This is a genomic window from Gallibacterium melopsittaci (genome assembly GCF_042433085.1).
Classification (GTDB): Bacteria; Pseudomonadota; Gammaproteobacteria; order Enterobacterales; family Pasteurellaceae; genus Gallibacterium; species Gallibacterium melopsittaci.
The window spans coordinates 17,972-31,958 of record NZ_JBHLWA010000010.1 but is presented as its reverse complement, the minus strand read 5'-3'; the positions used below and the strand labels follow the sequence as shown (position 1 = coordinate 31,958).

Below are 13,987 nucleotides of genomic sequence, written 5' to 3'. Positions count from 1 at the left end.
TTATTTTTTTATTGTTTAACTACAAGCCACGCATATCATGAAAAATATCATCATTTTAGGTTCTACTGGTTCTATTGGTCAAAGTACCTTGTCTGTTATTAAGCACAATAAAAATTATCAAGTTTTTGCTTTGGTAGCGAATAGTAATGTCGAATTAGTGACAAAACAGTGTTTAGAGTTTGAACCTATGTTTGTCGCTATGGCGAATCATGAAGCAGCAAAACAAGTTGCTGAAAGACTAAAACGTCAAGGTTGTGCGACAGAAGTCGTGGCGGGTGAAGAGGCAATTTGTGAATTAGCTGCCCATGAAAAAGTCGATATGGTGATGGCAGCGATTGTTGGGGCGGCAGGTTTATTACCAACGTTATCGGCGATTAAAGCTGGAAAACGAATTTTATTAGCGAATAAAGAGTCATTAGTTACTTGTGGTCAAGTGTTCTTGGATGCGGTGAAGAAATATGGGGCAACGTTGTTACCTGTTGACAGTGAGCATAATGCGATCTTTCAATCTTTGCCAGTAGAAGCACAACGAAATATTGGTTTTTGTGATTTAGCTGCATTAGGCATCAGTAAAATTGTCTTGACGGGGTCAGGCGGTCCATTTAGAACTAAACCTTTAGATGAATTTGAGAGTATTACACCAGCACAAGCGATTGCACATCCAAATTGGTCAATGGGGGCAAAGATTTCCGTTGATTCAGCAACAATGATGAATAAAGGATTGGAATATATTGAAGCACGTTGGTTATTTAATGCTAGTGCAGAACAAATGGAGATCATTATTCATCCACAATCTATTATTCATTCTATGGTACGGTATATCGATGGCAGTGTTATTGCTCAGATGGGAAATCCTGATATGCGAACCCCGATTGCAGAAACAATGTCTTATCCACAGCGTATTGTATCTGGCGTGGCACCATTAGATTTCACGCAGATTTCTGAGTTAACCTTTATGACACCAGATTTTCAACGTTACCCAAATTTAAAATTAGCGATTGAAGCATTTGATGCTGGACAATATGCAACCACGGCAATGAATGCAGCAAATGAAGTTGCGGTTGCCGCTTTTTTGCAAGAGCAAATTAAATTTACTCAAATTGCTGAATTAAATCGTTTTGTGGTAGAGAAAATTCCAAGTCAACTGATTACTTCAGTAGAAGATGTTTTAGCCGTTGATAAAATCGCCAGAGAATTGGCTCATGATAGGATTTTAAGTTTTTAATTAATCACTTGCGTGGTATATTGTCGCTCGATATTAGTCACACTATTTTAAATATTATATGGCGTTAGATCCTGAAAATATTCCTCAACATGTTGCAATTATTATGGATGGCAATGGACGTTGGGCTAAACAAAAAGGTAAATTACGAGTTTTTGGTCATCGTAATGGAGCTCAAGCTGTCAGACGTGCTGTCTATTATGCTGCACAAACTGGTATCAAATATCTGACTTTATACGCATTTAGTAGTGAAAATTGGCAACGTCCAGAACATGAAGTGAATGCGTTGATGGATTTATTTGTGCGGATGTTAGATCTGGAAGTCGGAAAATTACATAAAAATAATATTCGTTTAAAAGTTTTAGGTGATATTTCTCGTTTTAGCGATGGTTTGCAAAAACGTATTCGCCATGCGGAAGAGTTAACACAACATAATACTCAATTAACGTTAAATATTGCTGCAAATTATGGTGGTTGTTGGGATATTTTACAGGCAACTAAGCGTGTTTGTGCAGAAGTACAAGCGGGTAAATTAGATTTACAACAATTAGATGAAACAAAATTTGCCGATTATTTAACAACAGCAGAACAACCAATGGTTGATTTATTAATTCGTACCAGTGGCGAACAACGAATTAGTAATTTTTTATTATGGCAAGTGGCATATGCGGAACTCTATTTTACTGAGGTTTTATGGCCAGATTTTTCAGAAATGGAATTTGAAGCAGCACTGGATTTTTATCAACAACGAGAGCGTCGTTTTGGCTCACTTTCTAAAAGATCATAATAGGAGTTTATTTTGTTAAAGGCTCGAATTTTGTCAGCACTGGTATTAGTTAGTCTAGTATTTATTGTGCTCTTTGTTTTCCCGCCCCTATTATTTGCGTGTACTTGTGCATTATTAGTTGTGTTAGCGGTTTGGGAATGGACCCAATTTGCTAAAGTTAAACAACCTATTTTACGTTGGATTATTACGAGTATTGCTGCTGCGTTACTTTATCTATTTATTTATGCGAATAGCGATTTTATTGCCAGTGGTAAAATTTTAAATGATGTTTCGGAGTTGTTGATAGTCGCTTCGTTGGTATGGTGGATGATTGCCTTTATTTTAGTGATTAGCTATCCAAAAAGTACGACCTTCTGGGGTTCATCTGCGATTGCACAACTTTTATTTGCGTTTTTTACGTTGACTCCTTTCTTTTTAAGTTTATTAGCATTGCGTTTTTATCAGTATAACAGCAGCAGTTATCAAGGAATTGTCTTACTTTTATATGTATTCTTATTAGTATGGGCTGCTGATACAGGTGCTTATTTTGCAGGTCGAAAATTTGGTAAGCATAAATTAGCGCCAAAAGTTTCACCTGGAAAAACATGGGAAGGTGTTATTGGTGGTATTTGTTTAACGATTGTGGTTGCAGCAATCTTTTTAACTATTACACCACTATATGAAGCAACAAATCTTTCATTTGCCGAGTTGGTTGCTGTATCAGTACTAACTGTAATGGTATCAATTTTGGGTGATCTTACGGAAAGTATGTTTAAACGTCATTGTGGGATTAAAGATAGTAGCCAATTAATCCCTGGACATGGTGGGATTTTAGATCGTGTAGATAGTTTAACAGCTGCGTTACCTGTATTTTGTGCCTTTTTCTTTGTACTAACTTAGTTGGATAATTTATGCCATCATTTTTGTGGACTGTTATTTCATTTATTGTTGTTATTGCTGTATTAGTGTTTGTACACGAATTCGGGCATTTTTGGGTGGCAAGAAAATGCGGAGTAGCAGTACAACGTTTCTCGATTGGATTCGGTAAAGTACTCTGGCGGAAAACAGATAAACATGGTACAGAGTTTGTTGTTTCGCTAATTCCACTTGGTGGTTATGTCAGAATGCTAGATGAGCGTAATGAAGAGGTGCCGCCTGAATTACTTGCTAAATCATTTACTCGTCAACCTGTCCTTTCTCGTATTATGATTTATGCAGCGGGTCCATTGGCTAATTTTTTATTTGCTCTTTTCGCTTTTTGGCTTGTCTATTTAATCGGAATTCCAACGTTAAAACCTATTATTGCTGAGTTACGTCAAGATTCATTAGCTGCACAAGCACAGTTTCCTACAAATTATCGTATTACTGCGATTGATAATGAGCCTATTCATAATTGGGAAGATGTGAATTTAGTATTAGCGGCGAAGATGGGGGATGGAAATGTTGAATTTAGTTTGCAAGATGAAGGTTCAGATAATCTTATCCACCGCACAATCGATCTTTCAGATTGGAAATTTGATCCAAGTAATGAAACTGCATTTACCGCATTAGGTATCGAACCTAAACGAGCAAAAGTGGAAAATGTGATTGCTAAAGTAGCCGATAATTCACCAGCAGCAAAAAGTGGTTTGCAAATTGGCGATAAGATTTTAGCTGTGAACGGCGAAAAACTTACTTGGACAGAGTTTGTGCAGAAGATTCAACATTCAGCAAATCAATCTCTACAAATTAGTGTTGAGCGACAAGGTATCATAAAAAGTATTGAATTAATTCCACAATTAAATGAAAAAGGGAAACCATATGTTGGGTTAGTCCCAGTTGTGCAAGGAGTTAGTGCTACAGATATTGAAACGCAACGTTATGGTTTATTGTCTGCGTTATCACATTCTTGGCAAATGGTCGGACAACTTTCTTGGGCAACGATTAAGATTGTTGGAAAACTTTTTACAGGGGAAGTGAGTCTAAGCAGCTTGGGTGGTCCAATCTCTATTGCTCAAGGAGCAGGAGTATCATCTGAAAATGGCTTAACCTATTTTTTACGCTTTATGGCATTAATTAGTGTAAATCTAGGGATTATGAATTTATTTCCATTGCCTGTATTAGATGGTGGACAACTTGTATTCCTTTTAATTGAAGGAATCACTAAAAAGCCTGTACCAGAAAAAATTCAGAATATCGCGTATCGTATTGGTGTCGCTTTATTATTATGGCTTACAGTTTTTGTGTTATTTAATGATATAATGCGTTTATAATGTGACAGTTAAACTATAAGGTTTTTGCTGTTATTGAAAACAACAGGATTGAGCAATATGAAGAAACTTTTATTAACCAGTTTATTATTTAGTAGTACCGTGAGTGTCGCAGCACCGTTTGTTGTAAAAGATATTCGGTTAGATGGCGTATCAGAAGGTAATAAAGGCGCAATTTTAGAGCGTTTACCAGTAAAAGTAGGGCAAACCATTACAGATAGAGATATTTCAGAGCTTGTTAAAGCACTTTACCTAAATGGTTCTTTTTCTAACGTACAAGCCTCTCGGGAAGGTAATACGTTAGTGCTTCATATTGCGGAACGTGCAGTAATTAATAATCTTGAATTTTCTGGAAATGATTCTATTCCAAAAGATGCGCTACAAGATAATTTAAATGCGAATGATATTAAAGCGGGTAGTTTATTAAATCGTGAAAAGCTCAATGCGTTTCGTGATGAATTAGTAAATTACTATCATTCAATTGGTTTTTATAATGCAAAAGTTGATTTTGATATTGACCAAGTAGCAAGTAATCAAGCTAATGTGAAATTAAATATTACAGAAGGTGATCGTGCTTTAGTCAAAGAGATTAATTTTGAAGGGAATAAAGTATTTGATCGTAAAACATTATTAGAGCAAATGGATACTCAACCAGATGTATCTTGGTGGAATTTATTTGCGAGTAGTAAATTAGATCAACAAAAATTCCAAAATGATTTACAAGCGCTCAAAACTTTCTATTTAAATAAGGGTTATCCAAAATTTAATATCACTGATGTGAAAACAAAAGTGAGTGATGATAAAAAAGATATTGCTATCACAATCGATGTCTCTGAAGGTGAACAATATAAAGTGAGCGGTGTTCGTATTGTTGGCGATACAGCTGGTTTAATGCCAGAAATGGAACCATTATTAAAGAAAATTTATGTGGGTGAATTGTTTAACGGTGACAATGCAAAAGATGTTGAAGATGGTATTAAGCAGATTCTTGGTGATAACAGTTATGCTGCTCCACAAGTCAATTTAGTACCTGAGTTTGATGAAGAAAAACATGAAGTGCAATTAACTTATGTTGTAGATGCGGGTCATCGTTACTATGTCCGTAATATTTTGTTTAAGGGTAATGATTCAAGTGCTGATAAAACATTACGTCAAGAAATGCGTCAACAAGAAGGATCTTTATACTCTTTATCTGCGATTCAACAAGGGAAACTTCGTTTAGAGCGTACAGGTTTCTTTGAAACAGTAGATAGTTCTACTGAAATGGTAAAAGGTACCACTGACCAAATGGATGTCATCTATAAAGTGAAAGAACGTAATACGGGTAGCATTAACTTTGGGATTGGTTATGGTACAGAAAGTGGTTTAAGTTATAACGCAAGTGTAAAACAAGATAATTTCTTGGGAACTGGTGCGTCAGCAAGTTTATCTGGTACACGTAATGATTATGGTATGAGTATAGCGCTTGGTTATAATGAACCATATTTCACAAAAGATGGTGTAAGTCTTGGTGGAAATATTTTCTATGAAACATATGATAACTCAAAGAATAATTATCAAGCCTCTTATTCTAAAACCTCTTATGGTATTGATACGACATTGGGTTTTCCTGTAGATGAAAATAACTCTTACTATTTAGGTTTAGGATATGCTCACAATAAATTAAAGGATATCCAGCCAGAATATCAAAGATCTTTATACTTAAAATCGATTAATGCCGATAGTTGGGAATTTTCAAATCATGATTTTGATTTTAGTTTGGGTTGGGGCTATAACAGCTTAAATCGTGGTTTCTTCCCAACACAAGGGATAAAAGCAAATATTGGTGGACGTATTAGTATTCCAGGTTCAGATAATAAATACTACAAGTTAAATGCAAATATTGTTGGCTATTATCCGTTGAATCGTGCAGAAACTTGGGTATTATCAGGTAAAGCTAGCCTTAATTATGCGAATGGGTTTGGTGGTAAAAAATTACCGTTTTATCAATACTATACCGCTGGTGGTATTGGTTCATTGCGTGGTTTCTCTTATGGAGCGATAGGACCAAATGCATTTTATTTAACTGATAATTCTCCAGCAGGATGTCGTGATGGTAATATTCATAATGAATTTATCTGTTATGCTGGCGGACAAAGTTCGGATGTTGTTGGTGGTAATGCCATGGCAACAACGAGTGTTGAATTAATTGTTCCAACTCCATTTGTGAGTGATAAAAATCAAACTACGGTCAGAACATCATTCTTTGTAGATGCAGCGAGTGTTTGGGATACAACATGGGATAAATCATTATCGCAAAAATATGGCATAGTGGATTATAGTGACCCATCACGTATTCGTGCTTCTGCAGGGATTTCATTCCAATGGCAATCGCCAATTGGGCCATTGGTTTTCTCTTATGCAAAACCAATCAAAAAATATGAAGGCGATGATGTAGAACAGTTCCAATTTAGTATTGGTGGAACATTCTAAGAATCTTATGAGGGCTCAGTTAAGTTAAAGCCCTCTAAATACTTAACTCAATTTATAATATTCTTTAGGAGTTTTTATGAAAAAATCTTTAAAAGTAGCTGGTTTAACTTTAGCTTTAGCAAGTGGTGCATTATTTGCTTCAGTAGCAAATGCTGAAGAGAACATTGCATTTATCAATTCAGCTTACATTTTCCAAAATTCACCAGAACGTCAAGCAGCATTGAAAAAATTAGATGAAGAATTTAAAGCACCAGTTGAACAATTACGTGCAAAAGAAAAAGTCATCGTAGATAAAATCCAAGCATTACAAAAAGATGGTAAAAATTTACGTCAAGCAGATATCAAAAAACGTGAAGATGAAATCAATAAATTACGTGCTGACTATGATAAAGAAGCTGGCGAATTACAACAAAAAATCAATGCACGTCGTGCAGAAGAAGAAAATAAAGTTGTAGAATCTATCCAAAAAGTTGTGAATTCTATTGCACAAGAGAAGAAATATACTTTTGTAATCGATGCTAACGCAGTAGCATACGCAGTAGATGGTAAAAACATTACTAAAGATGTTATGGATAAATTAGCTCCAGCAGCTGCACCAGCTAAAAAATAAGGACTAGCTGGAATTATGCAACAATACCGTCTAAGTGAGTTGGCGGAAAAAGTCGGCGGTACTCTTAAGGGTAACGCCGATATTTTCGTTGAAAGTATAGCGCCTTTAGAGCGTGCAACATCACAACATTTAACATTTATTTCCAATCCAAAATTTCGTTCATTGCTTGCAGAAAGTAAAGCAGGAGCATTATTAGTAAGCGAAGCGGATATTCCTTATTGTGCCGAAACACAAAATATTATTGTGGTTAAAGATCCCTATGTTGCTTATGCAATTTTGGCTCAATATATGGACAATACGCCAAAACCAGCAACAGAGATTGCCGACAGTGCAGTCATTTCACCAACAGCTACATTAGGAAAAAATGTAAGCATTGGTGCTAATGCAGTTATCGAGGATGGGGCTGTATTAGGTGATGATGTCTGTATTGGAGCGGGTTGTTTTATTGGTAAAAATGCCAAAATCGGTGCGAGAACAAAATTATGGGCTAATGTATCTGTTTATCATGAAGTTGAAATTGGTACAGATTGCTTAATCCAATCTTCAGCTGTGATTGGTAGCGATGGTTTTGGTTATGCAAATGAACGTGGAAAATGGATTAAAATTCCACAAACAGGAACAGTGATTATTGGTAATCATGTCGAAATTGGTGCTTGTACCTGCATTGATCGTGGTGCATTAGATGCAACAGTGATCGAAGATAATGTGATTATAGATAATCTTTGTCAAATAGCACATAACGTTCATATCGGAACAGGAACTGCGGTTGCTGGTGGTGTGATTATGGCTGGAAGTTTACATGTCGGACGTTATTGCTTAATTGGTGGCGCAAGTGTAATTAATGGACACATGGAAATTTGCGATGGTGTAACTGTAACCGGTATGGGAATGGTTATGCGCCCAATTACAGAGCCAGGTGTTTATTCTTCGGGTATTCCATTACAACCAAATAAAGAGTGGCGTAAAACAGCTGCTTTAACTTTGGGCATTAGTGAGATGAATAAACGCTTAAAAGAATTAGAAAAACAAATTAAAAATATCCATAAGTGATAAAAGTATATTAAGGGGCAACCAAAGTGACAATTGAACGAGAACCAAGAACAGTTGATATCGACGAAATTATGCAGCTTTTGCCACACCGTTACCCATTTTTATTGGTTGATCGTGTGTTAGATTTTGAAGAGGGTAAATGGCTTAAAGCCGTGAAAAACGTGAGTGTAAATGAACCTTGCTTTACTGGACATTTCCCACAAAAACCGATTTTCCCTGGCGTGTTAATTTTAGAAGCGTTAGCGCAGTCTGCTGGTGTATTAGCTTTTAAAACCACACAACTTTCACCAAATGAGTTATATTATTTTGCTGCCATTGATAATGCTCGTTTTAAAAAACCAGTAATCCCAGGCGATCAACTATTATTAGAAATTGAATTTGAACGTGAAAGACGTGGAGTGATGCGTTTTAAAGGAATTGCAACCGTTGATGGGCAATTAGTTTGTGAAGCCGATTTAATGTGTGCTAGACGAGGAGTTTAAGATGATCCACCCAAGTGCTAAAATCCATCCAACATCGATTGTTGAAGAGGGGGCAACCCTTGGTGCTAATGTTGTTGTTGGTCCATTTTGTATTATTGAGAAAGATGTCGAGATTGGTGCGAATACTGTCTTGAATTCTCATATAGTCATTAAAGGAAAAACCAAGATTGGTGAAAATAACCAGATTTATCAATTTGCAACGATTGGTGAAGTGAACCAAGATTTGAAATATGCTGGCGAGCCAACAGCAACAGTGATTGGTAATAACAATCGTATCCGTGAACACGTGACAATCCATCGTGGTACGGTTCAAGGTGGAGGCACAACCAAGGTTGGGGATAATAATCTCTTTATGGTCAATGCACATATTGCACATGATTGCCAAATCAAAAATAACTGTATTCTAGCGAATAATGCAACATTGGCAGGGCATGTACAATTAGATGACTTTGTTATTGTGGGTGGTATGTCTGCAATTCATCAATTTGTCATTGTTGGTGCACATGTAATGCTCGGTGGTGGTTCAATGGTGAGCCAAGATGTTCCGCCATATGTAATGGCACAAGGTAATCATGCACGTCCATTTGGTATTAATATCGAAGGATTAAAACGTCGAGGATTTGATAAACCAACGTTGCATGTGATCCGTAGTGTTTATAAATTGATCTATCGTAGTGAAAAAACGTTAGAACAAGTTATGCCTGAAATTGAACAAATTGCAGAAACAGAATCTTCTATTAGTTTCTTTATTGATTTCTTTAAACGTTCAACACGTGGCATTATCCGCTAATATTTTGCATAGACCGCACTTTTTATCTGACGAAAGCAGATAGAAAGTGCGGTTTATTTATATCTCTGGAGAGAAAAATGGAGCAAATGATTTCTGAGATCACCTATTCACCAACTATTGCGATCGTAGCAGGAGAAGCGTCAGGCGATATTTTAGGTGCTGGATTAATTCGAGCATTAAAAATCCGTTATCCACAAGCCAAATTTATTGGTATCGCAGGTCCTAAAATGTTGCAAGAAGGATGTGAAACGCTATTTGATATGGAAGAACTTAGCGTGATGGGATTGGTGGAAGTGATTAAACATTTGCCTCGTTTAGTCAAAATTCGTCGTAGCTTAATTGAGAATCTGATTAACCTTAAGCCTGATATTTTTATTGGTATTGATGCACCAGACTTTAATCTTGGTGTTGAACTTAAATTAAAACAGCATGGAATTAAAACATTACATTATGTAAGTCCATCTGTTTGGGCGTGGCGACAAAATCGAATTCATAAGATTGCCGAAGCAGTGAATATGATGTTGGTATTTATGCCATTTGAAAAAGCATTCTATGATCAACATCAAGTACCTTGTCGTTTTATTGGGCATACATTGGCAGATGCTTTACCCCTTAAGCCCGATCGTTTAGAAGCATGCGAATTATTACAGATCGATCCTAATCAACGTTACTTAGCCATTTTGGTGGGAAGTCGCCATAATGAAGTCGCTTTCTTAGCCGAAACCTTTATTAAAACGGCAATTTTATTACAACAACAATATCCAGATATTAAATTGCTTGTGCCATTGGCAAATGCAAAACGCCGTCAGCAATTCGAACAGATTTTGCAACAAGTTGCACCCGATTTAGCAATGACGTTAATTGATGGTCATGCGAAACAAGCAATGATTGCAGCAGAAGCTACTTTATTAGCATCAGGGACTGCAGCACTAGAGGCGATGTTATGTAAATCACCAATGGTTGTTGGCTATAAAATGAAAGCAAGTACCTATTGGTTGGCAAAACGTTTAGTGAAAACTAACTATATTTCATTACCCAATATCTTAGCTAATGATTTATTAGTTCCAGAGATGATTCAGGAACAGTGTGAGCCTGAATTATTGGCTGCAAAATTAGCCATTTATTTTTCAATGGAAGAGGCAGATTTACGCCATAAAGCACAGTTACGTCAAACGTTTACAGATTTACATCGTTCGATTCAACAAGATGCAGATAAACTTGCGGCAGAAGCAGTTGTGAGTGTATTAGCAAATGAGGCAAAAATATAATGGTATTTTGTTATCCAGAGGCAAAATTCATTGCTGGTGTAGATGAAGTAGGGCGTGGTCCATTAATTGGGGCAGTGGTAACAGCAGCCGTGATTTTAGATCCTGAACGTCCTATTCAAGGATTGGCAGATTCTAAAAAGCTGTCAGAAAAGAAAAGATTAATCTTAGCGGAAGAGATTAAATCAAAAGCATTAGCTTGGAGTTTAGGGCGAGCCGAAGCAAAAGAAATTGATGAACTCAATATTTTACAGGCGACAATGTTGGCAATGTGTCGTGCGGTACAAGGGTTAGCGATCCAACCTGATTTTGTGTTAATTGATGGTAATCGTATTCCCAAACAACTGGGTATTCAGGCACAAGCTGTTGTGAAGGGAGATAGTTTGGTTGCAGAAATCAGTGCAGCATCGATTTTAGCAAAAGTTGCACGAGATCAGGAAATGGTTGAGTTACATCAAAAATATCCTGAATATGGTTTTGATCGCCATAAAGGTTACCCAACGGCATTCCATTTAGAAATGTTAGCAAAACATGGTATTTTGCCTGAGCATCGGCAAAGTTTTGCTCCTGTTAAACAATACATTAAAGGATAGTTTATGAAAAAATCTATGTTAGCTCTGTTATTAGCAGTAACAGCAACAACGACTTTGGCAGATGATGCACAAATTACAGCAGAATTAAAAAAATTAGGTGTGAAAGATATTGAGATTCAGCCTTCTCCATTAGCAGGAATCAAAACAGCTATTACTGATCAAGGGATTGTGTATATTTCAGAAGATGGCAAATATGTGTTATATGGAAACCTTTATCAAGTAACAGATAAAGGTCCTGTTAATCTTTCTAATAAATTACTGATGAATCAAGTGGATAAACTTTCTAAACAGATGATTGTGTATCCAGCAAAAAATGAAAAGTATGTAGTGACCATTTTTATGGATATTACTTGTCATTATTGTCATATTCTGCATGAACAAATGAAAGATTATAACGATTTAGGTATCACTATCCGTTATCTTGCCTTTCCTCGTGGTGGTTTAGGATCGCAAGCAGCACAACAAATGGAAAGCATTTGGACAGCAAAAGATCCAGCTTACGCATTGGACGAAGCCGAAAAAGGTAACTTACCAAAAGAGCTTAAAACACCACAAATGATTGCCAAACATTATCAACTTGGTTTGCAATATGGTGTAAATGGAACACCAAGTATGATCTTGCCTAGTGGTGAATTATTAGGCGGATACGTTCCTCCAAAAGAATTATTGAAGATATTACAAGAGCCGTAATCATTTTCGCATTATAATAAGTTGTGTTGATAAAGATGTAGTATTGTTGATTAAGTTGTAAACATAAGGTCGAAGTTGTGCGAAAAAATATTGAAAGGAGAGTGTTATCAGAAGGAGTGGCGGTAAGTGATGATCCTCTATTGGATCGTATTTATCGTAGTAGAGGGATTTCTACTGAGCAACAACTTAACTATGCCTTAAAATTTATGTTGCCACCGACATTATTGACACATCTTGAACGTGCAACGCAGCTATTAGTTGATGCATATCACCAGCAGAAAAAAGTTGTGATTGTTGGTGATTTTGATGCTGATGGAGCAACCAGTATTGCATTAACTGTATTTGCCTTACGTCAATTAGGTTTTACTTCTGTCGATTATCTAGTACCAGATCGTTTTGAACAAGGCTATGGATTAAGTGTATCTGTCGCTCAAGATGCTATCGCAAAACAAGCCGAGTTAGTAATCACTGTGGATAATGGTGTTTCTTCATTTGAAGGGATCGATTATCTGAAACAACATCAAGTACAGGTAGTCGTAACAGATCATCATCTGCCAGGTGAAAAATTGCCCAATGCAGATGTTATTGTTAATCCAAATTTAGCTGATTGTGGTTTTCCATCTAAATATTTAGCAGGCGTTGGAGTTGCTTTTTATTTGATGATTGCACTGCGTGCTACATTTCGAGAACAAGGTTTATTTGTTAATCGTTCTGAGCCTAATTTTGCTGAATTGTTAGATTTAGTGGCATTGGGAACAGTCGCTGATGTTGTGCCATTAGACTACAATAATCGTATTTTAGTATCACAAGGATTAGCAAGAATTCGTGCACAACATTGTCATTGTGGTATTCGGGCTTTAATTGAAGTAGCTAATTTGGATATTACCCAGTTGGTGGCGAGTAATTTAGGTTTTTCAATTGCACCACGCCTGAATGCAGCAGGACGTATTGATAATATGTCAATTGGTGTTGAGCTGTTATTGGCTGAAAGTATGGAGCAAGCACGAGCATTAGCCCTTGAGTTGGATAGCCTAAACCAAACACGGAAAGAAATTGAAGCCAGTATGAAACAAGAGGCATTACATTTTTTACGTGAGTTCAAATTAACGTATCAACAAGATACTTTTGCGATTGCACTATATCAACCTGATTGGCATCAAGGGGTATTAGGCATTGTTGCTGCAAGAATGAAAGATCAATTTCATCGTCCAACGGTGGTATTTGCACAAGAGGAAACGGGGATATTGCGGGGATCAGCACGTTCGATAGAAGGATTGCATATTCGTGATTTGTTAGAGCACTTACACAGCAAACATCCTGAAATCATTATTAAGTTTGGTGGACATGCAATGGCCGCAGGCTTAAGTATTCACGAACAATATTTTGCTAAGTTTCAGAAATTGTTTAATCAATATGCACAAGAGTGGCTAGATGAAAAATCACTTCAAGGTGTGGTCTATACTGATGGTGAATTAACTTCACAACAAATGAATGTAGAAACAGCGGAAAAATTGCAGTTTGCAGGACCGTGGGGACAACACTTTCCTGAACCACAATTTGATGGTGAATTTAAAATTCTTCAACAACGGATTGTTGGAGAAAAGCATTTAAAAATGTTGGTAGAACCGATAAATGGTGGGAATATGTTTGATGCAATTCAATTTAATGCAGATACTCGCTTATATCCGGATTTATCAATTAAGTCAGCTAGAATGGTCTATCACCTAGCTGTAAATGAATATCGAGGAAATAGACAGGTACAATTATTAGTTAATTACATAGAAGCACTAGGATAATC

The 13,987-nt window shown here is 36.6% G+C and carries 13 protein-coding genes; all 13 read left to right on the top strand.

What is annotated here, in order from left to right:
- Positions 1-37 precede the first annotated feature (37 nt).
- On the top strand, positions 38-1,225 hold the full coding sequence (gene ispC / locus ACFFHT_RS02235; RefSeq protein ID WP_382373059.1) for a 1-deoxy-D-xylulose-5-phosphate reductoisomerase: 1,188 nt from the start codon (positions 38-40) through the stop codon (positions 1,223-1,225).
- 58 nt (positions 1,226-1,283) lie between these two features.
- Positions 1,284-2,009: a polyprenyl diphosphate synthase gene (uppS, locus tag ACFFHT_RS02230; RefSeq protein ID WP_382373057.1), complete on the top strand. Its 726-nt coding sequence runs from the start codon at positions 1,284-1,286 to the stop codon at positions 2,007-2,009.
- Positions 2,010-2,021: 12 nt separating this feature from the next.
- Positions 2,022-2,888: a CDP-archaeol synthase gene (locus ACFFHT_RS02225; RefSeq protein ID WP_382373055.1), complete on the top strand. Its 867-nt coding sequence runs from the start codon at positions 2,022-2,024 to the stop codon at positions 2,886-2,888.
- Between the two features lie 11 nt (positions 2,889-2,899).
- Entirely contained in the window at positions 2,900-4,240 is a 1,341-nt protein-coding gene (gene rseP / locus ACFFHT_RS02220; RefSeq protein ID WP_382373053.1) for a sigma E protease regulator RseP, read from the top strand.
- Positions 4,241-4,297: 57 nt separating this feature from the next.
- On the top strand, positions 4,298-6,709 hold the full coding sequence (gene bamA / locus ACFFHT_RS02215; RefSeq protein ID WP_382373051.1) for an outer membrane protein assembly factor BamA: 2,412 nt from the start codon (positions 4,298-4,300) through the stop codon (positions 6,707-6,709).
- Between the two features lie 76 nt (positions 6,710-6,785).
- Positions 6,786-7,319, top strand: coding sequence for an OmpH/Skp family outer membrane protein (locus ACFFHT_RS02210; protein ID WP_382373049.1), 534 nt, complete (start codon positions 6,786-6,788; stop codon positions 7,317-7,319).
- Between the two features lie 15 nt (positions 7,320-7,334).
- On the top strand, positions 7,335-8,369 hold the full coding sequence (gene lpxD, locus ACFFHT_RS02205; RefSeq protein ID WP_382373047.1) for a UDP-3-O-(3-hydroxymyristoyl)glucosamine N-acyltransferase: 1,035 nt from the start codon (positions 7,335-7,337) through the stop codon (positions 8,367-8,369).
- Positions 8,370-8,395: 26 nt separating this feature from the next.
- On the top strand, positions 8,396-8,851 hold the full coding sequence (gene fabZ / locus ACFFHT_RS02200; RefSeq protein WP_382373045.1) for a 3-hydroxyacyl-ACP dehydratase FabZ: 456 nt from the start codon (positions 8,396-8,398) through the stop codon (positions 8,849-8,851).
- A 1-nt stretch (position 8,852) separates the two neighbouring features.
- The gene (gene lpxA / locus ACFFHT_RS02195) at positions 8,853-9,641 is read left to right on the top strand and encodes an acyl-ACP--UDP-N-acetylglucosamine O-acyltransferase (protein WP_382373043.1); all 789 of its coding nucleotides are present in this window, start codon (positions 8,853-8,855) and stop codon (positions 9,639-9,641) included.
- Positions 9,642-9,718: 77 nt separating this feature from the next.
- Entirely contained in the window at positions 9,719-10,909 is a 1,191-nt protein-coding gene (gene lpxB, locus ACFFHT_RS02190) for a lipid-A-disaccharide synthase (protein ID WP_382373041.1), read from the top strand.
- A complete protein-coding gene (rnhB, locus tag ACFFHT_RS02185; protein ID WP_382373039.1) occupies positions 10,909-11,499 on the top strand; it encodes a ribonuclease HII in 591 nt (196 codons plus the stop codon). The genes lpxB and rnhB overlap by 1 nt, the downstream gene beginning before the upstream one ends.
- A gap of 3 nt (positions 11,500-11,502) precedes the next feature.
- Positions 11,503-12,189: a bifunctional protein-disulfide isomerase/oxidoreductase DsbC gene (dsbC, locus tag ACFFHT_RS02180; RefSeq protein WP_382373037.1), complete on the top strand. Its 687-nt coding sequence runs from the start codon at positions 11,503-11,505 to the stop codon at positions 12,187-12,189.
- A 77-nt stretch (positions 12,190-12,266) separates the two neighbouring features.
- Positions 12,267-13,985 (top strand): single-stranded-DNA-specific exonuclease RecJ, encoded by a 1,719-nt coding sequence (recJ, locus tag ACFFHT_RS02175; RefSeq protein ID WP_382373035.1) that lies wholly within the window; start codon positions 12,267-12,269, stop codon positions 13,983-13,985.
- The last annotated feature ends 2 nt before the right edge of the window (positions 13,986-13,987 follow it).